This is a genomic window from Taishania pollutisoli, assembly GCF_014518315.1.
Taxonomy (GTDB): Bacteria; Bacteroidota; Bacteroidia; order Flavobacteriales_D; family Crocinitomicaceae; genus Taishania; species Taishania pollutisoli.
In genome coordinates this window covers 734,168-757,305 of record NZ_JACVEL010000001.1, presented here as the reverse complement: position 1 = coordinate 757,305, position 23,138 = coordinate 734,168, and the positions used below count along the sequence as shown (strand labels likewise).

The 23,138-nt window shown below is 40.4% G+C and carries 20 protein-coding genes and 1 tRNA gene; 10 read left to right on the top strand and 11 right to left on the bottom strand.

The features are described from left to right. The 4 genes from H9Y05_RS03100 to H9Y05_RS03085 all read left to right on the top strand — a co-directional run. A partial coding sequence (locus tag H9Y05_RS03100) for a T9SS type A sorting domain-containing protein (protein ID WP_216713471.1) occupies positions 1-845 on the top strand: 845 nt, incomplete at its 5' end. After that, positions 842-2,092, top strand: a complete 1,251-nt coding sequence (locus H9Y05_RS03095; RefSeq protein ID WP_216713470.1) for a T9SS type A sorting domain-containing protein — start codon at positions 842-844, stop codon at positions 2,090-2,092. The genes H9Y05_RS03100 and H9Y05_RS03095, both read left to right, overlap by 4 nt. Continuing rightward, on the top strand, positions 2,077-2,379 hold the full coding sequence (locus tag H9Y05_RS16275) for a T9SS type A sorting domain-containing protein (RefSeq protein ID WP_216713478.1): 303 nt from the start codon (positions 2,077-2,079) through the stop codon (positions 2,377-2,379). The genes H9Y05_RS03095 and H9Y05_RS16275 overlap by 16 nt, the downstream gene beginning before the upstream one ends. Continuing rightward, the gene (locus H9Y05_RS03085) at positions 2,376-3,626 is read left to right on the top strand and encodes a T9SS type A sorting domain-containing protein (protein WP_216713469.1); all 1,251 of its coding nucleotides are present in this window, start codon (positions 2,376-2,378) and stop codon (positions 3,624-3,626) included. Before H9Y05_RS16275 ends, H9Y05_RS03085 begins: the two co-directional genes overlap by 4 nt. Positions 3,627-3,634: 8 nt before the next feature. On the opposite strand, the gene H9Y05_RS03080 is transcribed toward H9Y05_RS03085, so the two are convergent. Genes H9Y05_RS03080 through H9Y05_RS03065 form a run of 4 tightly spaced genes read right to left on the bottom strand, consistent with a single transcriptional unit; the run spans position 3,635 to position 8,342 of the window. Continuing rightward, entirely contained in the window at positions 3,635-4,369 is a 735-nt protein-coding gene (locus H9Y05_RS03080; protein ID WP_216713468.1) for a ZIP family metal transporter, read from the bottom strand. Continuing rightward, positions 4,369-5,103, bottom strand: a complete 735-nt coding sequence (locus H9Y05_RS03075; protein ID WP_163493010.1) for a class I SAM-dependent methyltransferase — start codon at positions 5,101-5,103, stop codon at positions 4,369-4,371. Before H9Y05_RS03075 ends, H9Y05_RS03080 begins: the two co-directional genes overlap by 1 nt. A gap of 53 nt (positions 5,104-5,156) precedes the next feature. Then, a complete protein-coding gene (locus H9Y05_RS03070; RefSeq protein ID WP_163493009.1) occupies positions 5,157-6,713 on the bottom strand; it encodes a DUF1501 domain-containing protein in 1,557 nt (518 codons plus the stop codon). A 12-nt stretch (positions 6,714-6,725) separates the two neighbouring features. Continuing rightward, positions 6,726-8,342, bottom strand: a complete 1,617-nt coding sequence (locus H9Y05_RS03065) for a DUF1800 domain-containing protein (protein WP_216713467.1) — start codon at positions 8,340-8,342, stop codon at positions 6,726-6,728. 172 nt (positions 8,343-8,514) lie between these two features. Here H9Y05_RS03065 and H9Y05_RS03060 point away from each other — a divergent pair. Together H9Y05_RS03060 and H9Y05_RS03055 are read left to right on the top strand one after the other, a co-directional pair. Continuing rightward, positions 8,515-8,587, top strand: a tRNA-Lys gene (locus H9Y05_RS03060). A 625-nt stretch (positions 8,588-9,212) separates the two neighbouring features. Next, positions 9,213-9,953, top strand: a complete 741-nt coding sequence (locus H9Y05_RS03055; protein ID WP_216713466.1) for an alpha/beta hydrolase — start codon at positions 9,213-9,215, stop codon at positions 9,951-9,953. Positions 9,954-10,109: 156 nt separating this feature from the next. On the opposite strand, the gene H9Y05_RS03050 is transcribed toward H9Y05_RS03055, so the two are convergent. Both H9Y05_RS03050 and H9Y05_RS03045 read right to left on the bottom strand, forming a co-directional pair. Continuing rightward, positions 10,110-10,901, bottom strand: coding sequence for a DsbA family oxidoreductase (locus H9Y05_RS03050; protein WP_317170273.1), 792 nt, complete (start codon positions 10,899-10,901; stop codon positions 10,110-10,112). A 22-nt stretch (positions 10,902-10,923) separates the two neighbouring features. Next, entirely contained in the window at positions 10,924-11,286 is a 363-nt protein-coding gene (locus H9Y05_RS03045; protein ID WP_216713465.1) for a DoxX family protein, read from the bottom strand. A 115-nt stretch (positions 11,287-11,401) separates the two neighbouring features. Here H9Y05_RS03045 and H9Y05_RS03040 point away from each other — a divergent pair, with 115 nt between their 5' ends. Next, positions 11,402-11,743: a winged helix-turn-helix transcriptional regulator gene (locus tag H9Y05_RS03040; protein WP_216713464.1), complete on the top strand. Its 342-nt coding sequence runs from the start codon at positions 11,402-11,404 to the stop codon at positions 11,741-11,743. 408 nt (positions 11,744-12,151) lie between these two features. On the opposite strand, the gene H9Y05_RS03035 is transcribed toward H9Y05_RS03040, so the two are convergent. Continuing rightward, the gene (locus H9Y05_RS03035; RefSeq protein WP_216713463.1) at positions 12,152-12,913 is read right to left on the bottom strand and encodes a LytR/AlgR family response regulator transcription factor; all 762 of its coding nucleotides are present in this window, start codon (positions 12,911-12,913) and stop codon (positions 12,152-12,154) included. A 17-nt stretch (positions 12,914-12,930) separates the two neighbouring features. After that, a complete protein-coding gene (locus H9Y05_RS03030) occupies positions 12,931-15,771 on the bottom strand; it encodes a sensor histidine kinase (protein WP_216713462.1) in 2,841 nt (946 codons plus the stop codon). Between the two features lie 603 nt (positions 15,772-16,374). Here H9Y05_RS03030 and H9Y05_RS03025 point away from each other — a divergent pair. Continuing rightward, complete coding sequence (locus tag H9Y05_RS03025) at positions 16,375-16,779, top strand: DUF5367 family protein (RefSeq protein WP_163490634.1); 405 nt, start codon at positions 16,375-16,377, stop codon at positions 16,777-16,779. A gap of 50 nt (positions 16,780-16,829) precedes the next feature. Here H9Y05_RS03025 and H9Y05_RS03020 read toward each other — a convergent pair whose 3' ends face one another. The 3 genes from H9Y05_RS03020 to H9Y05_RS03010 all read right to left on the bottom strand — a co-directional run bounded on the left by H9Y05_RS03020 (position 16,830) and on the right by H9Y05_RS03010 (position 19,376). After that, entirely contained in the window at positions 16,830-17,243 is a 414-nt protein-coding gene (locus tag H9Y05_RS03020; RefSeq protein ID WP_216713461.1) for a putative signal transducing protein, read from the bottom strand. Positions 17,244-17,298: 55 nt separating this feature from the next. Further along, positions 17,299-18,552, bottom strand: coding sequence for a thioredoxin family protein (locus H9Y05_RS03015; protein WP_216713460.1), 1,254 nt, complete (start codon positions 18,550-18,552; stop codon positions 17,299-17,301). Positions 18,553-18,704: 152 nt separating this feature from the next. Further along, positions 18,705-19,376 (bottom strand): MarR family winged helix-turn-helix transcriptional regulator, encoded by a 672-nt coding sequence (locus H9Y05_RS03010; RefSeq protein ID WP_163490631.1) that lies wholly within the window; start codon positions 19,374-19,376, stop codon positions 18,705-18,707. A 73-nt stretch (positions 19,377-19,449) separates the two neighbouring features. Between H9Y05_RS03010 and H9Y05_RS03005 the strand changes: the two genes are divergently transcribed. Continuing rightward, a complete protein-coding gene (locus H9Y05_RS03005) occupies positions 19,450-21,873 on the top strand; it encodes a TonB-dependent receptor (RefSeq protein WP_216713459.1) in 2,424 nt (807 codons plus the stop codon). Between the two features lie 113 nt (positions 21,874-21,986). Continuing rightward, positions 21,987-23,042: an NAD(P)-dependent alcohol dehydrogenase gene (locus tag H9Y05_RS03000; protein WP_216713458.1), complete on the top strand. Its 1,056-nt coding sequence runs from the start codon at positions 21,987-21,989 to the stop codon at positions 23,040-23,042. The last annotated feature ends 96 nt before the right edge of the window (positions 23,043-23,138 follow it).

Sequence of the window (23,138 nt, the reverse complement as noted above, 5' to 3'; positions counted from 1 at the left end):
TCATTCACCCGCAATCGGCACCGACGCAGATTGAACTTGTTGAACACGATACCATTCACATTTATTTGGATGACCCGATATATGCAAATTGGGGAGGTCCTATAGGCAGTAACTTTTTACTCGAACTTAATAAAACATATAGGGTTGAGAAACGAACATATCAAATAACCTACAATTTTTCAGAATACCTGCAATTTCCACTAAGTTCATCATCTGTTGAATTACTGGATGTGTGGGTGCGACACAGTCAGACTAATTCACTGAGAGGGTTGCAAGATACTGTCGATCAGATACCATTAATTATTGACACCTTTCAACTGGAACCAGATGCACAAATCATTCAGTTGGATCCGGTGGCAGGAACAATCACACTGAGAGGGTTTTATTATCAATTCTTATTGTATTATGATGATGATCATGGTGGCTTTAACAATGAATCAATTGAAACAAATATTTGGTATCCCATCAACCCCAACCTACAAGTTCCGAAAATGGCATACAGTATTTATTTGTACGACAGTTTGGCAACAGGAATTGATTTTCCCTGCTACGCTGACAATCCATTAGTAGACGAAGCTGTTTCAGTCAATGTATTGGAAGAGGAATCATTTTGTCTTATACATCCGAATCCAGGTAACAATCAATTAACAATTCAATTGCAGGCAAATCAATTTATCGAACAGGTACAGGTTCTTGACGTTTCCGGAAGAGTTACAGCAACAATTGTAGGAAAACAAACCAACACCATTCACATTGCTACGGATCAGTTACAGATAGGTAGTTATATCGTTGTCATTTCACTTGATAACGGAAAAATATTGACAAAAAAATGGATCAAATTATGAAAACATTATTTTTAGCAGCATTTATAATCCTTTTCACTCTAACATCAAATGCACAAGAGTGGCATCGGTATCATCGTAATGATTTGGGGCTTTCTTATTCACTGATTCGTCCCGATTATCTTGTTACAGGTCGTCATTTCCGGATCAATCCCTATGACAATTCCTTGTGGATGGGAAATGATTTTACTATTCAAACTATTTCTGCTACAGGAGATGTAGCTTTTTTCAACATGACCAATGACCCTCTATTTCAATCAACTGCTGAGTGGATCACTTTTGAATTTTTGTCAAATAAAGTCATCGCGTTGGATGAATCATACGGTGTTTTTATTTATGAAAACGGAATATGGGAAAATCCTCATAATCCCGTAAGTTTTTCTAATGGAATGGCAAGAGATAAAGATACCATATACATTATTCAAAACAATGACCCTCTACTAAAGTGGACATCTGAAAATTTTTCTTATTCTTTTAATGCTGGAACTCGAAAAAGAATCGTAGCAAAAAATAATACTTTTTGGTTAGGTAACAATCTTGGTAGCCTTGGCTTATATATGCGTGATGAAATGGGAAACCCTATCACTTATGATACTTCGTTAAGAATGGATAATGGTAATTTCGATTTCAAATTCTCACCGCACCATGACACACTCTACGTTGCGGGTAACAAAGGATTGTCCCTGTTGCACAACCTCGCGTTTTTTGACAGCATTGCACCGGATAATACCACCAACATGCCACCGGGAGTCATCCTCGATTTTGAATTTGATGCCGACGACAACATTTGGGCATTGTTCGGTTCGGATGCGCAAACACCAACATCCATCGCGCATTACAACCAGGTTACCAAAAACTGGGATGCGTATTATGATGCGACTAATGCCAACCTGAATTTTGACACCTATTGCAGCATCGAACTGGATAACCTGGGAAACCTGTGGATGGTCAATCAAACTTACATTCACGTACTGGAATTAAACACGCTTCCGGCGTGGCTTTCGGCAAAACAGCCGAAATTGGAAGCAATGATTTCGGTGTATCCCAATCCGGCAAAAGAGACCGTTTCTATTGAAACAGAAGCACTGCTGTCGGAAATGTATCTCACAGACCAACTGGGGAAACGCATTCGTACATTCAACCCGGCAGAAAAGCAGTTTTCGGTAGCGGAGTTTCCTGCAGGGATGTATTTTGTAGAATTTGTGACTGAAAAAGGAGAAAAAAGTACAGTAAAATTGGTGAAGGAATAAGCAGTGAGGTAAATGAATCTGTTTCAGTAGCCTCACTGGATCAGGAAAATGCTTTATCTATCTTTCCTAATCCCGGCACTTATCAAGTAACGGTAGCAACCAATTCAACCAATTTAATGGATCACTTGCAGATAACCGATCTCTCCGGAAGGGTGATTTTAGAAAAAAACATTCAACACGAAAATTCTGTTCGTATTGATACCGAAGCATTGCAAACAGGAATCTACATGATCAATGTTCAATTAGACAACAATAAAGTACTCACAAAAAAATGGATCAAGTTATGAAAACAATCATTACTATTTTAATCATTTTTTATTCGCTTACTGCTCAGACGCAGGAATGGAGAAAGTATCATTTGAGCGATCTGGGATTTTCGTTTGCTTTAACCTGGGAAGATTATGGAACAGGTAGACATTTTCGGATCAATCCCTATGACAATTCCTTGTGGATGGCACGAAGATATACGATTCACACCCTTTCGATGGATGGAACAGCAACTTCTTTCGATTTGTTTAATACCTCTTTGTTTCAATCCTCTTCTGAATGGACCACATTTGAGTTTTTGCCCGGTAAAGTGTATGCATTGGATGAATATTATGGTTTATTTGCCTATGAAAACGATACTTGGTCCAACGCATATGGTACATCTGTTTTCACTCCAGGAATGACCATAGATAGAGATAGTTTGTATATTTTGAGAAAAAATCAATCCTTTGTAAAATGGTTTGACGGGGCTTATCAAGTTTTATACAACTCAGGAACAGCAAGAAGAATCGTCGCAAAATATAATCGATTCTGGATTGCAAATGGTGTTGGAGCCCCAGGCTTAGGTGAATACAATGATTCAGGGACATATACTACTTATACAGTAGGGAGTTCCCTAATGATGGACAATGGCAATTATGACTTCAAATTCTCACCGAACCATGACACACTCTACGTTGCAGGTAACAAAGGATTGTCCCTGTTGCACAACCTCGCGTTTTTTGACAGCATTGCGCCGGATAATACCACCAACATGCCTCCGGGAGTCATCCTCGATTTTGAGTTTGATGCTAATGACAACATTTGGGCATTGTTTGGTTCGGATGCACAAACACCCACATCCATCGCGCATTACAACCAGATTACCAAAAACTGGGATGCGTATTATGATGCGACTAATGCCAACCTGAATTTTGACACCTATTGCAGCATCGAACTGGATAACCTGGGCAATGTGTGGATGGTGAATTACAATTACATTCACGTACTGGAATTAAACACGCTTCCGGCGTGGCTTTCAGTAAAACAGCCGAAATTAGAAGCAACGATTTCGGTGTATCCCAATCCGGCAAAAGAGACCGTTTCTATTGAAACAGAAGCACTGCTGTCGGAAATGTATCTCACAGACCAACTGGGGAAACGCATTCGTACATTCAACCCGGCAGAAAAGCAGTTTTCGGTAGCGGAGCTTCCTTCAGGGATGTATTTTGTAGAATTTGTGACCGAAAAAGGTGAAAAAAGTACGGTAAAATTGGTGAAGGAGTGATACGTACGTCAATGCACAAATACGGCAACGACAAATCCAACCAGAATACTGATGAGCTTAATAAAATTAAACTTATGATTCTCACTCGTTTCGAAAATGATCGTCGTGGAAATGTGCAGGAACATTCCGACCACAATGGCCAGGATGATGTCAAAGTTAAGTGATGCCACCAACGATTCGGAAAGCAGTCCGGTAATTAATCCCAGAGGTGTTGTGATGGCAAACACAACCATGAGCAGCCAGATCGTACTTTTTTTGATCTTTGATGCCACCAATAAGGTCATCAGTGCAATGGAAACAGGAATCTGGTGAAAAATAATCCCCATCAGTAAGGTATTTCCGGTTTCGTGATGGTGTGTTGTCGCCAGTTCATACCCCGTGAACGGAGCCGCCAGTGGAATTCCTTCCAGGAATGAGTGGATCCCCAGAGCAATCAGGATTCCCCACGGAATTTTTCCTTCGTGGTGGTGGTGAATGTGTCCGTGCTCAATTCCTCCGGAGAAAAACTCCAGCAATAATTGGATCAGGAAACCCAGCAGGATGTACAAGCCGATGTTGTGAAACGTGTGGTGGTACAATTCCGGGAGAAAATGAATAAAGGCAATGGACAACAAGAATCCCCCGCTGAAAGCAAGCAACATCTTGATGATTTTTTGCTTGTTGGCATGTTCCAGTACGGCAACAAGAATCGCCCCGGAGAATACAGATCCCAACAATGCTAAAATGGTTAGACTAATTTCCATCAACGTTTTCGTGCTAAAAGAATTAACCGATCGGATGTCGTTTCGTCGAAACTACCCAGATCGAAGTTGCCAAAGGTACGAATTAAATCAAATCCGCAGGTGTCGAGCAGGAATTCAAAATCGGCGGACTGCAATGCCTGAACACGTTCCATGTAATTGTGTTCTGTTCCTTCCGCTTCAAAACGAATGTATTTGAAAATGTGTTGACCATCGTAGTTGCGGGTAATGTGAAATGTAATACCATCTACAACTTTTGTTTCTTCTCTCACCAGGTTGGCAATCACTTTGGACGCGTTCATGAAATCGATCAGCAAAATTCCCTGCGGATTGAGCATCTCATGAACAGCATGCAGTACTTTTTTATTGTCGTCCGAAGAGTCAAAGTAACCGAAGCTGGTAAACAGATTGAATACACCATCAAATTGTTCTCCAGGAATGACTTCACGCATATCGTGTACCCGGAATTGCAGGTGTTCGTTGCTGAAATATTCCGCATGATCGATGCTGTGAGGAGACAAGTCGACACCCAACACTTCATAACCATGTGTAAACAAGGTAATCGAATGGCGTCCTTTGCCACAGGCTAAATCCAGCACACGGCTGTGCGGAGGCAGCTGAATGTAGTCAACCAGGTTGCTGATAAACCGTTCCGCTTCTTTGTTGTCCCTGTTTTTATAAAGGGTATGATAATAACTTGTGTCGAACCAGGATTCAAACCAGTTTACATTTTCCATACCTGCAAAGATAGTTGATTCTTGCAGATTGGTAAATCGATGCGGTGCTAAAATTAGTCAGCGATGATCAATTTTACAGCTTTCACGGCTTTACGTGAATAGAGACGAACGGTATAAAACCCTGCTTTCAGGTCATAGGTCTCAAGCGGAATGGTTTGTTCACCACTGAGCGTCCTTCCGGAGAATGGTTCAAGTACGGTTCTGCCGTTCATATCGATTACCTGTAGTGTATACGAATCACCATCTGCTTCAAACCGCAGGTTGGTTCTGTCAGTTGCAGGATTCGGAAACAGCGTCAATCCGTCTTTGTTTTTCGCCAGGTCATCCACACCGAGGTTACAAGCACCCAGGAGGTTGATGTATTGAACGGTATGTTCAAACAGTGGCTCGATGTCAGATTCCGGAACGAGGAACCAGTCTTTTAGCAGGGAAGCGTATACATCTCTGAAATCGATCTGCATCGGAACGGCTTCCTGGTTTTGGATGGTATCGGAAATAACCGGGTTGGGACCGATGATCTGTGAACTGATGCACTCGCCGAATAAGAACATCGGAGCAGCGTCTCCATGGTCAGTTCCCCGCGATGCGTTAGAAGCAACCTGACGTCCGAATTCTGAAAATGTGAACCCGGCCACACGGTGAGAAAGCCCTAATAAATTCAAATCGTCCTGGAATGCCGCAAGTGCATCCGAAAGTGTTTTCATCAGATCAGCATGTCTTCCGGTCAATACACTTGTGGAAGATACCTGTGCGTTGTGTGTGTCAAATCCATCCAGGTTCAGGATGTATACTTTTGTTTTCAATCCGCCGGAGATCATTTGCGCCACATACCGCAATTGCACCGCGATCGGGTTGTTGGCGTCGTACAGGGATGACAAGGTATTTCCGGCATTGGCAGCAGCATTGATCTGACTTCCGTAGGCATTGGACTGCATGATCAGGTTACTCAGATAGGCCATGTGCGAGCCAAAATACGTTCCGTCGTCCAACCCCTGATTTTCCGTCAGGTTATAGGCATCAAACGGATTGGATACGGCATGTGAGAAGTTGGAAAGCAAGCCCTGACAGGTTTCCGAAACACTATATCCCATACTGATCGCAAAGGGATCCGGGTAGTCTTCATTCGGATAATCGTCCGGGTACCCGGGGTATTTTTCATCAAAATGACGCCCCAACCAACCGGAATGTTCAAAGGGATCCATTTTTCCCGTACTCCAGATATCCATGGAACGGAAATGTGAACGGTTTTGATCGGGGTAGCCGACATTCTGAATGATGCCCAGCTGCCCGCCTTCAAACATGTTTTTCATCCCGGTCATACTCGGGTGAAGAGCAAGGTTGTTTTGATTCAGATCCAGCAACTGGTTTTCAGGAATGAGGATATTCTGCCGCTGAATGACCAGGTTGTCGTACTGATCAAGTGGAATGACCGTATTTAACCCGTCATTTCCCCCGTTCAGACGAACGATTACCAATACACGATCCTCAGCGCTTTTATTGTAGTTGAATAATTTCTTCTGAATCGGCTGATACTTAATATTATTCAAAACGATCGGCATTCCTGCCACCGCAATACCTACATTTTTTACGAATGTTCTTCTCTTAATCATAAGTAGTTCTAATTATACCGTATGGTATTCCGGCATTTGAAATAATTGAAACAATGTTAATTCCACTTTTTGCTGAATCGGCAGGTAATACGTCGGATCGGTCGGTGCTGCCAGGTATTCATTGTATTGAATGGTCCACTCAAAATCCGGCTGTCCTCCCAACAGGATGAACTTCAGGATTTGCCGCTGTGCCGCTGAAATTGGTTTCGGCAGGAACACACGAATGATATCATCGATTACATTGTTGGCATTTGCAGGATTTGACAGACCGTTTAAGAATGGAATGGTTTGAATTTTAAGAATTTCTCCGTTGACATCCAACCCGGTTGCCAGTGTAAAGTAATAGGCCAGCCATGTTCTGTTTTTCAGGTGTGTACCATTGACCCACAGCTTTGTAAAATTGGGCGCCTGGTAGTAAGCGGGCCACCCTGAAACAGAAGGTGGAGTTCCGTATCCCTGTCCCATGGTATCTCCGAGGTAATACAACGAAATGTACATATCGGAGGTCGTTGCCAGGTCAAAGTTGATCGTTGTTCCCGTACAATTAAACATGGAAAACAACATTTCAAGCGGGCTTCTGATGGCGGACCCGATCAGGTTGGCATCATAAAAATGCTGTGATTTTAACAAGGCTTCAACAACCGGCTGAATTTCATAATCATTTGCAATCATAATTGCAGCCATTGCCGGAATGATGTTCTGTTCTACTTCTTCTGTCAACTCGTGGTTGACAAAAAAGCGGTAGAGTTTCCGGGAAATGAAATAGGCCACTTCATTCTGTTGAAAAACCACATCAATGTAGTTGGAGTATTCTACCGGCCCGGCACTCGCGATCACTTCGCTGTTGAAATGATAGGACAATTGCTTGGTTGAATTATCGTGATACAGCGGTACGTATATCGTGTTCACGGAGGTGTACGTACTACTTCGGAGTCCTTCTACCGTATAACCGGTAAAAATCTTTGCTCCCGCCGCTACATCTTCTTCCGTGTAATTGGAGTAATCTCCCGGTCCGATCTGGATGCCCTTCCCAATGGTGTACAGTTCCAGGAACTCCCGGGCGTAATTTTCATTCGGTGAATAGAAGGTATTGGTTGCCCCGTTGAGAAATTCCAGCATGTTGGTATTGTTGGTCATTTCTTTGATCAATGTTTTGAAATTCCCCAGTGCATGCTGTCGGATCAGGTCAAAGTAATTATACGAGGAACGCTGGTCAAACGAAAGGATGGCCGCGAAATGGTTGTGCCAGAAGAAGCACATTTTTTCAGCGATGCTCATTCCTTCGTTATTGATCCGTTGCATCAGCCATGCTCCCAGTGATTTTGCCCGTGCCGTATCACATTCCTGTGCCGCTTCAACATCTGTCGGGTAGGGTGAATTCTGCCAGGGTTGTCCGAAAGTAGCAATTGTTTCTGCCGGATCGTAGGTCAGCGGTTGCCCGATTGCCGGAATGATCATCAATTGTGCAATGGCTGCATCCAACCCGTCGGATGTCACCTGGTTGATCTGTTGAAAGGACGGTCCGAAAAGTGACCGTCGGAGCAAATGAGCTGCTTGCGCATTGGTCCACGCTCCCGTATATGGCGAAAGACTATGATTCGTCGGCGGATTGATAACAGAACTAGGCATATAAGAATTAGTTTTTGAGAATCTAAGATATTACTTTTTGCTATCCCACAATGTATACGTACACGTTTTTTACCATGAAAATGAAGAAAAACACATTAAAATTTGCATAACGAAATAAAATCACTACTTTTGCACCCGCAATTGAGTTTTTTCATGCGCACTTGAAATACATGATTCCGTAGCTCAGCTGGTAGAGCAATACACTTTTAATGTATGGGTCCTGGGTTCGAATCCCAGCGGGATCACTCTGATAAAAAGCATTCGCGAAGCGAGTGCTTTTTTCGTTTAAAGCGAACAGAACGTGTTCGAGTGAGCGGTAAACGAAAAAAGTACGTCAAGGCGCGTAGCGACTGATGCTTTTATCCACTGCACGTCGGTCTGATTGGGATCAGGCATTCATCCCAGCGGGATCACAGAGTAAAGCCAATCCGTTTAGGGTTGGCTTTTTAATTACTCATTAATCTATTTTTCAATATTTTAAAACGATTTAAGAAGTTAGAACTTTAGGGATTTTTGGTTAACATCCTTTTTGGGTCTTTGCCTTGACACTTTTAATTGAATCTCCTATGGTAATGGCGTATAAATACGTATTTTTAATTTCGATTGGGATTAGTAGCTTTGTGCACGCACAACAGGAATTATATAATTTATTGTAAATCAATGAGTAAAATTGTAATAATTGATTGCAAGTAATTATTTGTTGCGTATATTTATAAGTTGTATGCCATTTTAGAGCAACTTATCACTAAAAATAAAAACTATGTTAGGTGAACATTTATCAAAAAGAAAAGACAAGAAAAAACTTGTGGTTATTTTAGTAATAACCTTATTGGTGTTATTGGCAGGAATTTTTCTATTTGTAAACAGGTTATGAAAAAGTGGACCAAACGAAAGATTTTTAAATTCATATGGTTTAGTGCTGTCATAATTTTTTTTGCCTGGAATTGGTCAACTTTTCAATCAAGAAATCTTCCAAAGGACACATTTGAAAATTCTAACAAGGTAACAGTATTAAAATCAAAAGACTTAATAACCTTTCAGGCAGACACTTCAAGTGACAATCTGAACATTATCTTTTTTCAGGGTGGTCTGACCGACCCAAAAGCATACGCACCACTATGTAGAAAACTTGCAGAAAACGGATTTACTTGCCACTTAATAAAAATGAATTGGCGAATGCCACAATATGACTACAAAAAGACGCTTAAACTTTTTAAGTTAGATAGTGGCAATTATGTTATAGGTGGACATTCACAAGGCGGAAAAATGGCGGCTCAAATTGTTTATGAGAATCCGACTTTATTCAAAGGACTTTTTTTGTTAGGGACTTCACACCCAAGAGACATTGACCTTTCTTCATTGTTAATTCCGACAATGAAAATTTATGCCGAAAAAGACGGCCTTGCAAGTGTTTCCGAAGTATTGGAAAACAAAAACAAACTTCCAAAAAATTCAAAATTAATTTTGCTTAAAGGTGGCAATCATTCGCAATTTGGATATTTAGGAAAACTCTTAATGGACAATAGTTCGGACATTTCTTTGGAAGAACAACAAAGGCAAACCGTTCAATATATTCTCGAATTTCTCAATGACAATAAAAACGGCATATAACATGGTATTGCCAAAAGCGGGGCTGAATAGCTTCGATTGGGCATTTGTGCAAGGTTCAACTTTCGTTCTTCGATTGAACTTTTGTGCTAAAAAACCCCGCCTTCGGCAATACCCGAACCGTTAGCGGTCATTGTAGGGCGACCCCAACCGACAGATTTATTTACAATTACCATTCGGCTCACAGACTTGACCATCTTGAATTTCTAACGCATTGGGATTTTCTTTTTGCCATTCAGAAAATGCTTTTTCAAGTGTTTTTAAAATTTCGTTTGGCTGTTGAGCACCTGCAATTGCGTATTTACGATTTATGACAAAAAAAGGAACGCCTCTTGCACCCAAAGTTTGGGCGTCTTTACTATCGCTTTCAACTTTTTGGACATACAAAGAATTAGTTAATGCTTCGTTGACTTCGGTTTCTGTTAAACTAATTTCTTTTCCCAACTTAATCAACGTTGCGACATCACTAAGATTTTTGCCTTGCGTGAAATACGCATAGAACAAACGTTCTTCCGCTTTTTCGCCCAAACCTTTTGTTTTGGCAAATTGTATTAGACGATGACCTTTTAATGAATTTGTTACAAGTGCTTTATCAAAATTATATTCAAGCCCTACACTTTTAGCATATTGAATTAAATCTTGGTGCATTTTCTTTGACTGTTCGTAACTGAAACCCTTGCGGTCAGCTACAAACATATACATATTGTCTTGGTATTTCGGAACCTCGGGAATAGTTGGGTCAAGTTGGAAACTTTTCCATTCCACATCCACTTGTTCTTTGTTTGCAAACTGCGACAAAGCCGCTTCAAAATTTCGTTTTCCGATATAGCAAAACGGACACATTATATCAGACCAGATTTCTATTTTCATTTTGTTTTCAATTGTTATATTTTTTGTTTCAACGCTGTCTTGCTTTTCGGCTTGCTGACCACAAGCTGTTAGACAACTCATAGCAAAAATTGTAATGAATATTTTACTTCGCATAATTCAGTTTTCTGAAATAGTAGTAAGACGCAGAAAGAATTGCAAAAGGAACAAGTGGTGCAATACCTTTTACAGGTCCGTCAACAAGCCAATGTGCTAAACTTGCTGACAACAAAAGTATTCCGAAACCTACATACGACCATTCTTTGAACATTGTTGGAATTGCAGGAACTAGAATTATTATTGCACCAACAATTTTCAGAATATCTAACTCTAATCCAAAATAACTTGGAAATTCCATTCTGCGAATGGTTTCAATTAAGTATTCACGTGGTGCGAAATACGAGGGTAACACAATTAAAACCATTGCGATAATGGTTGCTGTCCAATAGATTTTTTTCTCTTTATTCATTGTTCTAAAATTTATTTCGTTTGACGTTGCAAAATTATTTACATTTGCTAACCATTGGTAAGCACTAACCCGACAGTTAGCGATTACTTTTGGGTTAGTAATGAGATTTTAGACAATGGCAAAGACAATTAAATGCGATTCAACAGGCATTCGTGCCATAAAAGATGCAATGGAAACGCTAAGCGGAAATTGGAAACTTCCGATTTTGTTTTCGTTGTCGGGCGGTGCAAAACGTTTCAAAGAAATTACAAGAGAAGTTGACGGCATCAGCGACAAAATGCTTAGCAAAGAATTGAAAGACTTGGAAGCCAATCATCTTGTGAAACGGACAGTTTACGACACGTTTCCACCGACAGTTGAATATGAAATAACAGAACACGCAGAAACATTGTTTGACGTAATGAAAGCGTTGCGTGATTGGGGACAAAACCACAGAAAGAAAATAATTGGAAAATAAAACGGAAATAACAACGAACCGTTAACACGGGTTTTGCGTCAGGCGGGGTGACATGCAAACTTGGAAATTTGTGCTTCCAATAAACTTTAGTAATACATTGAAACTTTGTGCTCCGAAATCCGCCCGAACGCAACCCCCAAAACGTTATTTCCAAAAAATGGGCTTTAATTTCAATTGATTAATGTGTTTTTACTTGCTTGAGTGCAAAAATGATCTGAGCGTCACTAAATTTTGACTTTTTCGTTGTATCAATTTAAATTGTTTACGCTTTTGATGCCCGAAATTCTCTGGTTTTAAATGACCTCGTTTTTTGAAGGGAGGTCAATTCTATTTAAGCCAACATTGCTGAGAGCTAAGTCGGGAGATGGAGCGGCAGAACCCTGTGAAGACAGAGAAGAAGGCTGGTTGTTATATTTTTCTTTCTTTCAACTTATCCATTACTTCTTGTCTTTTTCTGCGCGATATATCAAATTCCTTTCCGTTGTTGAGTCTCAGGTAATAAGGCTCCTTTTTGGAATAAGCGGTAATGTATTCAATATTGACGAGGCAACTTTTATTTACACGCACAAATAAGGCCAATTCTTCCAGCGTTTCTTCCAGCATTTTAAGATGATTTGCTACAATATACTTCTCACCCGATATGGGATAAATAGTTGTATATCGACCATGTGCTTCAAAGTAGATGATGTCAATTAGCTTCAAGAATCTGACTTCATCTCCATAATGTACAGCGATCTTTTGTGAATCTTCGTTGGATTCAATATTTGCAATAAGATTGAGTACCTGTGAATGCCTGAACACCTTTTGATCAACTACCCGTTTTGCTTTATCAATCGCTTGTTTTAAGTCGTTTATTATTACAGGCTTAAGCAAATAGTCAAGTGCGCTGAACTTTATTGCTTTGAGTGCAAATTCGTCATGGCTGGTAACAAAGATGACTTCAAAATCGATAACGGTCATTTTTTTCAAAAATGCGAAGCCGTTTTCTCCGGGCATTTGTATATCCAGAAAGATCACGTCGGGTTTGATTTGCGGCACTGTTTCAAAAGCTTCTTGTGCAGATGTTGCCGTACCAACAACAGTGACTTCATCCCGAAAATAAGAAGTCAGTAAACTTATCATCACTTCTATGCTGTCAGTTTCATCATCTATTAAAAATGCACGTAACATGTCTTTTCGGTTTTAGTTTATAAAAGCGGTAAATAGATTTCAACTCGTGTGCCCTGGGGATTGTTTGTTTCATCGTACAAGTCCACGATTTGAATGGAAGCATCTTCCATTGCATCATACAGTTGTCCGGTCATCTGAATACGATCGTTTACCAAATTTAACGCCATTGAATGGTGGTCAATGCCTGGTTTTTCCCTTTTCGATTGATTCCGGCCAATCCCATTATCTTCAATCACTACTTTAAGCAAGTTATTCTCAATGGCAAATAAAAGCCGTAACTTTCCTCTACGGTTTTTGAGTGGTATCAAACCATGCCAGATCGCATTCTCCAGTAGTGGCTGTATGAGTGTTGGTGGTAACAAAACTTCGTTTTCGTCAATCGTTTCGTTTAGATCAACTTCAAAATCAAAAGACTGTTTGCACCGCATTTGTTCGAGTTCCACATACAGTGAGAGGATTTCGAGTTCCTTGGCCAATACCACTATTTTTTTCTGGGAATTGTATAAGATCATGCGAATGAGGTGACTGAATTTTGCCAGGTAATTGTACGCTTCTTCTTTTTGATTTTTAAGTATGTAATTCTGAATAGAATTAATGGCATTGAATACAAAATGCGGATTCATTTGTGCCTGAAGCGCAGTCAACTGGCTTTCGGCAAGTAAGGCGTTTATTCTGTTTTTTTCTTCTGACTTCTTTTGGGCACGTCGGATCAATACACGAAGTACGAAGATGAAAATCAGTACCATTGTTACCAGCTCCAATGCAATAAACCACCATGTTTGCCAGAAGGGTTTAGAGATATAGAATGTATACACAAAAGGTTGTGTACTTCTGATTCCCTTGCTATTTTCACCATACACAATCAGTTTGTATTTCCCGGGGGAAAGATTTTCCAAAACCAGTTCGGTGGAGTTGCTATGAGAGAACACCTTATCCCGACCTTTCAACTGATAAGCAATGTGAGGAGAAAAGTCTTTGAATGAGAGGATGTCAAAATGAAACCTGAATGTGTTTTGACTGTATTTCAGTTGGTGAGGTAAGTGCCCGGTATTTATATGTTTATTGTTGATCTGTAAATTACTCAGGTAAATTCTGGGATTTCCTCGTTTTTCCTCTGAATCCAAAGGCAAAGAAGAAATGCCAAAAACACTGGAAAAGAAAATCCGGTCAGGTGTGGCAGCCAACTCCCGGACTTCATCAGCCGGTAAACCATCTGATTGGGTGTAAACTCTTGTAGAAACCCGGCTTCCCTGCATGGTGCAACAATACAAGCCCTCGTTGGAAGAAATCCAGTAGTTTTCATTTACATCCTGAACAATTTCAAAAAGAATGCGCGCAGGAATAGCAAACCAACGATTGACAGCAAGTAGTTTTTCGTCCTTATACAGAAACAATCCCTCACCTTTTGTAGCAATAAAAATACGACCCTTTTTATCTTTCAATATATCTGAAACAGGCTGTGTAATACCCGGTATTCGTATTATGCTACTACGATCTCCCATCCAGGTAACCTTCCACAAACCATCTCTCGTACCTACCAAAAAGCAGTCATTGTCCAAAGGTTCGAAACAAGTCCCTAATGGCATGGCAGGTACTGACTTTCTGTAGTTGCAAACAAGACCTTTAATTTCGCCGATCAATGAACTTCCCAGCGTGTACAGTTTTCCGTTAGCGCTTTTCAGTTGTTTGGCAGCACAATTATAAGGCCAGTTTTGCTTCCTGACAGGATGAATACGTGTAAAATTTTCGTCAGTAAGGACTAAAAATCCATGAGAACTGATGTAATATTTATGATTAAAAAAACTTATATCTGTAATGTAATCCGGACTTGTTACATCGAATGAAACCTCTTTTAAAACAGAATCGTTAAGCACATAGATTTTTTTCTGCCACGTTACAAACAGATTACCATTCAGGTATGTTAAAACCTGAGGATTTTGCTGCATATTCGGAATACTATAACTCCATACTTTTTCATTTCTGCAAAAAAACAGTCCTTTTTCCAACGTAGTACACCAAATATTACCCTCTGCGTCTTTTATGATTCCACTTACGGAATAATTGTTTAGACTATTAATCGGCTTTGATTGCAGATCAGCACTGTTATAGTAAAAAACTCCTTTCAACAACGTTCCTATCCATAGCCCGCCGTCTTCATCGGCATACATGGAAAGAACTACTCCGGGCAAGCGATGAGTCTCATGTGTTCCGTCAGGATTTAAAACGATCAAATTCTGACCAAATGCCACATATTTTTTGTCCGCCATTGAGCAGGTTAACAAAAAAGTGGAGCGAACAGGTAATTTTATTTGTGGAACTACAACGACTTGTTTTAATTTCCCACTGATAAAATAGTTGAGTTTCTCTGAAATCGGAGGCTTAGGACGCACATTCTCATTTGCCCTGCCATTGAACGCGATGAGTTTGTTATTGATCAAATTGACATCGTAGTCGTAGTAATTTTGTGTGTGTTTGATTTCCGTACATGCACCTGTTTTCTTGTTAATCAAAAAGGTACCTCTTACATACGTGTCAAGATACATCTCTTCGGCATTTACGAAAACAAGTGAGGTTACTATTCTCCCTTTCGATATCTGTCTGAAAGCGTTACTGAATGATGCTTCTTGTAGCTTTTCATTGTCAATATAAAGTATTCTGTTAGTAGACGTTATGATCCAGATTTTTCCTGATTCGTCCATTTCAAGCGCATAAACTGCTTTTTCAGGAAGGCCGTTTTTTTCATTATAAACAGATAATCCTTCGCCATCATACCTGCACAATCCCTGTTCAGTTGCAAACCAAATATATCCTTTCGTATCCTGTAAAATATGATAACACTCCTGAGAAGGTAACTTCATAGTATTGCTGATGTTCTCGAAATACATCTCCTGCGAAAACACCGCTAAATGTAGAATCGAAAAAATAAAAGCAACCAAAAACCGCATCAAATACAAGTAAATTACAATTGAACTGAATACAAAGATAAAGCAATAGCTCTTTATTTGCCGTAAGAGGAAGCCGGCGTGTGAAAAACGTAATTAACGGTCGTGCAAATGCGTTCCGAGGGAGATACCTTTGCACGGACAAAGATTTTAAAAAGTACAACCCGAACGGACACTTTCCAGAATAGTGGTTAAGTGACACCGTAGAAATATACCACCTTCATTGATCCTTTCATACTACATACTATTTATTGAAAAGACCTGTTAGTTTTACAGGTCTTTTTTCTTGTTTAAAAAACTCACTACATGAGATCAAAACCGAACAGATAAAAAACACAAATAGCAAGTATGATGATGGTGAAAATCTGGCAGAATGATTTGAGAGTACTTTTTTTGTTTTTATCTCCTGCAATGAGTAGCTTTGGGCTCAATAACCTTGCAATTGAAATTTAGGCTGCTAAAGAATGACAACGTAACTACTTCAGGTCAACATTATAGGAACCAATTTATTCATTCATAATGAAAACATACAAAGAGAATTACCTGCTGATTAGTTTTATTGTCGGTTTTTTGGTGTGGCTATCAGCCACTGTATTATTTAGGGTCGCAGGACACTATTTTTTTATTGTTGACAATGTATTAATCCTGGTCGCTTTGTATATCATTTTGATACCAGCGTTAGGTTTTATTTCAACCGCGGTCTTTAATAAATTTAAGTTGGGTAATCTTGAGAGTATAAAATCTGCAGCCATTATGGTGCTACCTGGCATGCTACTGGATACACTATGTGTGCAGTTTTTTGAAAAATTATTCCCCAATATGCCGGAAATCTATAGTAAAACGTTTGCTTCCTGGCTCATGTTTGCATATGCTATTGTTTTAATTTTCGGACTCTTGAGAAAGAAACAAGAGGATGCAAATTGATTGTGATAAAATGGTTCTCTGCTGAGCGCCAATTGTCTTCAATCACTCAATTATCCCTTTTCAAACTCCTGGCCGCAATCCCGGCATTTGTACACATCTTTGCTATACAGAGGAAAAACAAATAAGAGGAATGATGTAATAGCAGCCAGGATTCCACCGACGTTTTTCATGGATTTATACCCCGATTGAATGTGAGTGGATGCACATTTCGGACAATGGATGGCTTTTCCCTCATCGGTTGTATAAGGAGTTTCTTCCAGTTCCAGCAAAATTTCTTTCGCGTGAGTAAGATCCTCTTCGTTGATTTTAAGCTTGATACCACCGACTGAATTGGAGTAAAGCGGATTGATCGATACAATGTGTTCATCAAACAGAAAACAGGTAATTCCTTCACTCTCCAGTTTAATTTTCAGAAGATGTGCATCCACTGCATTGTCGAATGTTTTGAATGTAATCAGGGACATAGATATCTAACGGGTAAAAAGCTATTCGTTGAGGTATACAATCTACGGAATCTCCTTATTTTCCTGTTTTTATGAGGTCTACCAGTTTCTGGGTTTCTGTATAATTTTCGTTATTTTTCTTTGCAATTTCAATTGTTTTTTCAGCCTGAGTAAGGGCTTTCTGCTGATCGCCTGATTTGTAGAGCAACCAGGCGTAAGTATCATTGTTCGCATAGTTATTGTTCAGTTCTATCGAACGGATCGAGCATTTTATAGCCGTTTTTATTTTATTTGTTTCACCCGCATTTGCTTGTGAATTTACTACTCCCCATGCATAGAAATTCAGGCTGTTTTCATCATCCCAAATCTTGGAAATATACGATTCTAATGTTTTGTTATAGTGAACAGTATCACCAATCCGATCATAAAAAGCAAGGGAGGTCTGTAAAACTAGGTGGATACCCATGATACCAGTTATTCTTCCATCCGTTTCTTTGAACAAATAGGGTTCACCGGTGTCATATTCCTCCAATGCCTGTATTGCTTTTTTAAAAGCAGGTTCATCTTTGTGCTCTATAGCAATGTAACAAGCTTCGTTTATTATCCGTGCGATTCGTGCAGTGACCTGGTCTTTCTCTAAATACACATAAAATTTTTCTTTGTTTTGTTTCAGAAATGAAAAATACGGACTGTCAAAAGGAATAAACGTTTGTGAATTATGTACACAGAATTCGTAGATGAATTTCAGGTTTTTTTCTTCAGAAAGATCGTGAGGTTCTACTGTATTTAAGTAATCCATTACAATACTTGAATCAAGCTCAAACGCATCCCTCAACATGTAACAATACGCAAATAAGAAATCCGAATCCCGGTTACCCGCGGCGTATTGTTTTTTGTAATCGGAAAGCACCTTGCCATTTGTTATAATATGCCGCGCCTGTTCTAAAAACTCTTCAGGAGAGAACACCCCGACGATCCGGTGTAGTTCATTTCCCGACTGATCAAGAAATAAGTATGTAGGGTGCATTTTAATGGAATAAACCTTATTGACCTCTATCCCCTTTTCTTTTAATGTGTTGACTTCAAAATTTATAAAGTTTGAATTGTAAAACCGAGCAACCTCCGGGTCACTGAAAGCCGTTTTTTCCATCTGAAAACAGGCTCCGCAGCCATCAAAATGAAAATACAACATCACAATCTTATTCTCTTCCTTCGCAGTATCAAATAGTTTGGAATAGGACAATTGCCGGAATATAAGAGTAGTGTCTGAAGCAAAACCGGAGGTACTTGCCATCATTGCTATGCTTAAAAAAAATAATCGTAAAATCATGGTAGAAGTGTTTAATTAAAACATACGTTTTGATTTAGTGAAACAGGCAAAATTGTATGAGAACACATACCTGATTTAGCTCATTTTCAAATATAAGCATTTTTTTTAAACAGGACGTTCGGCCTTTTTCCCGGGTAACAAAATGAATAAGCTTATTGTTGTGGCAGGTAATCCTCCAGTGTTTGAAAGGTTTTGTTGGTATAATTATCGAAATGAAACGTATCCAATTTTTTCAACAGGATCGTCAACTGCTCCTTTTCGCGTTGTGTCAACTCCCCGGTGGCGATTTTACCAAGGGTATTCATCTTGCCAAAAATACCGAACAATTCAAATTTTCCGGTGTCCGTTAACAAAATAAGCTGACTTCTCTGGTCTTCCGGGTTGTCCTGCTGCATCAGCATCTTTGCCTTGATCAGCCGGTTGATGATCTCAATACCACTGCTTTTCTCAAATACATTTCGCTTGATCAGATCTGTCTTGGAAATCCGCTGGTGTTGCATGACGGTAATTAAAAAACTAAACTCTTCCAATGTTTTAATCCTGCTTTCCGAAAAAGCAATTTTGGAATAGAATTTAATGTAACGGTATAAAAACAATACATGCTGGGAAATTACCCGTTCGATATTATTTTCAATGTGGAACGAACGTTCTGCCTCCGGCTTTTCATACGTTCCGACCAGTGAATTTTTATATGCCTCCGGTTGTATTGCCGGACCCAGCGATTGGATATACCCCTCCAATGACAAATTGTCCTTATCTGCCTCACCGCCTTCGTACTGTTCCAGCTTCTCAATCAGCACCTTTACTAACTCAAGACTATTCATTCGTTATTTTTTAGTATGTTTTTGTTCTAAAATAAAAATAAAAGTATAGATTTGTACAAAAATACATCATTTTATGAAAACAATCCACCTGTTTTTGTACGTTTTTGCACCATTTCTTCTGTTTTCCCAGAATATCGGAACAATAAATGGTACGGTCAAAGATAAGAATACTCAGGAATTATTGATGGGGGTGAAACTGGCGCTTCGCGGCCAGGATACCATCTATGCGCTTTCGGATGAGAATGGTGCCTTTAACCTGAAAGCTCCCGTTGGGAAGTACAACCTGGAAGCGACATTTATTGGCTATGAACCTGTTTCATTGTACAATTTAAATGTCAATTCGGGAAATGCACTGGTAGTACAGGTTGAGATGAACCCCGGAGTGCAGGAATTGGATGAGGTGGTAGTGAGCCTGGCCAAATCAGCGCGAGCTACCGATATGACAACACCACTGGCAACGCAGAAACTCACGGCGGAAGAAATTAGAGTAAACCCGGGAGGAAATTTTGATGTTTCCAAGGTAATCCAGGTGCTTCCCGGAGTGGCCGGAGGAACAACCGCCAACCGGAATGACATCATTGTTCGCGGTGGAGGCCCCAGTGAAAATGTGTACTACCTTGACGGGATAGAAATTCCGGTACTGAACCATTTTCAGACACAGGGAGCAAGTGGCGGGGCGACAGGAATTCTCAATGTTTCATTTATCAATGACGTCCAATTGACATCTTCCGCGTTCGACAGCCGGTACGATAATGCGCTTGCTTCTACGATTGTCATTCAGCAACGTACAGGGAACCCCGATAAATTGAGTGGCAACATCCGTTTGTCAGGGAGTGAATTTGCAACCACACTGGAAGGTCCTTTGGGCAAGAAAACAACGTTTTTAGCTTCCGCACGCAGATCCTACCTGCAATTTTTATTTCAGTTACTGGACTTGCCCATCCGCCCGGATTACTGGGATTTTCAGTACAAAATCAATCACAAGATCAACAATAAAACAGAATTGAATTTTATCGGAATCGGTGCCATTGATAAATTTCGTCTGGTAGCACCCAAGTCGTCGGATGCTGAAAACGAATATATCCTGCGTTCAAACCCGTTGCTCAATCAATGGAATTACACAGTTGGAGCATCGCTTAAACGATTGGTCAACAATGGATTTTTCACTGTTGCACTCAGTAGGAATATGTTTTTTAATGGAGCAGACCGGTATGAAAACAATGCCAGTGCAACCGGAAACAAGTTGTTCAGCCTCGGTAGCCATGAAACGGAAAATAAGTTACGCTTCGATATGAATAAATATGTGAACGGATGGAAATTCAGCTACGGAGTGAGCGGACAATATGTGAAATATGACGCGTCCCTGTTCAATACCATCTCGAAGGAAGTAACGGATTCTGCTGGTAATGTCGTGAGTCCTGCAATTACCTTTGCGAGTGAAACCGCAATTGAATTCTTTAAAATGGGAGCGTATGTTCATACCAGTAAATACCTGTTTAATGAGAAGTTATTGCTTTCCGGAGGATTGAGAACAGACCTAAATACGTTTACAACAACGGGTTTGAATCCATTGAAAACACTTTCTCCGCGGTTTTCAGTTTCCTATGCGTTCAATCCGAAATGGAATGTATCTGCTTCAGCGGGAAGTTATTATAAATTAGCACCCTATACCGCACTGGGTTACAGAGATTCCTCAAATACCCTGGTGAATAAAGACCTGGACTATATTCAGGCAATTCACTATACTGTGGGGACACAATTTGTTCCGCGAAGTGATTTCCGGTTCACATTTGAAGTATTTTACAAAGATTACAGACAGTATCCGGTATCATTGACCAATGGTATTTCTATGGCGAATATCGGAACAGATTTTTCTGCTGTAGGAAATGATACGTATACTTCAATCGGGAAAGGACGGGTATACGGAGTGGAGGCCTACGTACAGCAAAAACTGATTAAAAACCTGTTTTATGTCGTGAGTGCAACCCTTTACAAATCGGAATTTTCAGGGGCTGATGGCGCGTTTCGTCCTTCTACATGGGACTATGGATTCATTGTCTCGACAACATTGGGGTATAAATTCAAGAAAAACTGGGAAATCGGGGCAAAATACAGAATCGCTGGAGGTCAGCCGTATACACCATTTAATGTGGCGCAATCAACCGCCACTTATCTGACAAGCGGAGTAGGGGTGTATGATTATTCCCAGCTAAACAGTGAGCGTTTGCCATTCTTTCATCAACTCGATTTGCGGGTGGATAAGAAATTTAATTTCAAAAAAACCAGTTTGACGCTGTTTGTTGATTTTCAAAATGTGTTTCTCTATAAAACACCTTATTTGCCACGGTTTACATTCCAGAGAAATGAGGACAATACGGGATTTGCCACAACAGACGGGAACCCTGTCGCAGCAGATGGAAGCAATGCCATTCCATATATTCTGAACCAGCGTTCGGCAACAATCGTACCGTCGATCGGTTTTATTTTCGAGTTTTAGGAAATAATTCATAGCGCGTGCTGCGTCTCGGAGAAATGTTAAATGAGCCTGTCAGTAATCCTGACAGGAGGGAGATTACTTATTTTTGCTACAGATGTTAAATAATAAACGCAATGAATACATATACCGTAAAAGCATTCGGAACGGAAGCCCCGGAAGCTGCTTTAAAAGAAATGAACATTGAACGCCGGGAAGTAACGGCAACGGATGTGGAAATTGAGATTCTATACTGCGGTGTTTGTCATTCCGACTTGCACACCGCGCGCAATGAGTGGCATGGGACGATCTACCCGAATGTGCCGGGACACGAAATCGTAGGGCGCATTATAAAGATCGGTAGTGGTGTAACCAGGTTCAAAGCAGGTGACCTGGCTGCCGTTGGTTGCATGGTGGATAGCTGCCGGGAATGTGAAAGTTGTAAAGAAGGGTTGGAACAATACTGTGAGCAAGGAAATACAGGAACGTATAATTCTCCGGATAAATACCTGGGAACACATACCTTTGGAGGTTATTCTCAAAGTGTAGTAGTGGATGAGGCATTTGTGTTGCACGTGCCTGAAAACCTTGATCTGGCTGCTACAGCACCGTTGCTGTGTGCAGGAATTACAACCTATTCACCGTTGAGACACTGGAACGTTGGTCCGGGTAAAAAAGTCGGAATAGTGGGCATCGGTGGTTTGGGACATATGGGAGTGAAACTGGCAAAGGCAATGGGAGCACATGTGGTTGTGATCACAACGTCCACCTCGAAAGTGGAAGATGCCAAACGATTGGGTGCGGACGAAGTGATTCTTTCTACGGATGAAGCGCAAATGAATGCACATGTAGGAACCTTTCATTTTATGCTGGATTGTGTTTCGGCACAACACGATATCAACGCATATTTGCGTTTATTGAAACGGGATGGCTCGCTGACATTGGTCGGAGCGCCTGAACATCCGCTTCCGGTGGCACCGTTCAGCCTGATCCCGGCACGTAAGAGTTTTTCAGGTTCTATGATTGGAGGTATCTCGGAAACGCAGGAAATGCTTGATTTTTGCGGAAAACATAACATTACATCCGATATTGAACTGATCCGCATGCAGGATATCAATGATGCATATGAGCGGTTATTGAAGGGAGATGTCAAATACCGGTTTGTCATTGATATGGCTTCGCTGAAAGCCTGACCTCAGAAAACAGCATTATACAATTTAAACGGGTGGAGGGAACTTCATCCGTTTTTTTGTGACCCATTTTTAAGAGGAATCGGAGAAGATAACGTA

What these genes read in the sequence shown, in the direction of transcription:
- H9Y05_RS03095 (WP_216713470.1), top strand. Translation starts at nt 842, where the DNA reads ATGAAAACATTATTTTTAGCAGCATTTATAATCCTTTTCACTCTAACA.
- H9Y05_RS03085 (WP_216713469.1), top strand. Translation starts at nt 2,376, where the DNA reads ATGAAAACAATCATTACTATTTTAATCATTTTTTATTCGCTTACTGCT.
- H9Y05_RS03080 (WP_216713468.1), bottom strand. Translation starts at nt 4,369, where the DNA reads ATGGAAATTAGTCTAACCATTTTAGCATTGTTGGGATCTGTATTCTCC.
- H9Y05_RS03075 (WP_163493010.1), bottom strand. Translation starts at nt 5,103, where the DNA reads ATGGAAAATGTAAACTGGTTTGAATCCTGGTTCGACACAAGTTATTAT.
- H9Y05_RS03070 (WP_163493009.1), bottom strand. Translation starts at nt 6,713, where the DNA reads ATGATTAAGAGAAGAACATTCGTAAAAAATGTAGGTATTGCGGTGGCA.
- H9Y05_RS03065 (WP_216713467.1), bottom strand. Translation starts at nt 8,342, where the DNA reads ATGCCTAGTTCTGTTATCAATCCGCCGACGAATCATAGTCTTTCGCCA.
- H9Y05_RS03055 (WP_216713466.1), top strand. Translation starts at nt 9,213, where the DNA reads ATGAAAAAGTGGACCAAACGAAAGATTTTTAAATTCATATGGTTTAGT.
- H9Y05_RS03050 (WP_317170273.1), bottom strand. Translation starts at nt 10,901, where the DNA reads ATGAGTTGTCTAACAGCTTGTGGTCAGCAAGCCGAAAAGCAAGACAGC.
- H9Y05_RS03045 (WP_216713465.1), bottom strand. Translation starts at nt 11,286, where the DNA reads ATGAATAAAGAGAAAAAAATCTATTGGACAGCAACCATTATCGCAATG.
- H9Y05_RS03040 (WP_216713464.1), top strand. Translation starts at nt 11,402, where the DNA reads ATGGCAAAGACAATTAAATGCGATTCAACAGGCATTCGTGCCATAAAA.
- H9Y05_RS03035 (WP_216713463.1), bottom strand. Translation starts at nt 12,913, where the DNA reads ATGTTACGTGCATTTTTAATAGATGATGAAACTGACAGCATAGAAGTG.
- H9Y05_RS03030 (WP_216713462.1), bottom strand. Translation starts at nt 15,771, where the DNA reads ATGAAGTTACCTTCTCAGGAGTGTTATCATATTTTACAGGATACGAAA.
- H9Y05_RS03025 (WP_163490634.1), top strand. Translation starts at nt 16,375, where the DNA reads ATGAAAACATACAAAGAGAATTACCTGCTGATTAGTTTTATTGTCGGT.
- H9Y05_RS03020 (WP_216713461.1), bottom strand. Translation starts at nt 17,243, where the DNA reads ATGTCCCTGATTACATTCAAAACATTCGACAATGCAGTGGATGCACAT.
- H9Y05_RS03015 (WP_216713460.1), bottom strand. Translation starts at nt 18,552, where the DNA reads ATGATTTTACGATTATTTTTTTTAAGCATAGCAATGATGGCAAGTACC.
- H9Y05_RS03010 (WP_163490631.1), bottom strand. Translation starts at nt 19,376, where the DNA reads ATGAATAGTCTTGAGTTAGTAAAGGTGCTGATTGAGAAGCTGGAACAG.
- H9Y05_RS03005 (WP_216713459.1), top strand. Translation starts at nt 19,450, where the DNA reads ATGAAAACAATCCACCTGTTTTTGTACGTTTTTGCACCATTTCTTCTG.
- H9Y05_RS03000 (WP_216713458.1), top strand. Translation starts at nt 21,987, where the DNA reads ATGAATACATATACCGTAAAAGCATTCGGAACGGAAGCCCCGGAAGCT.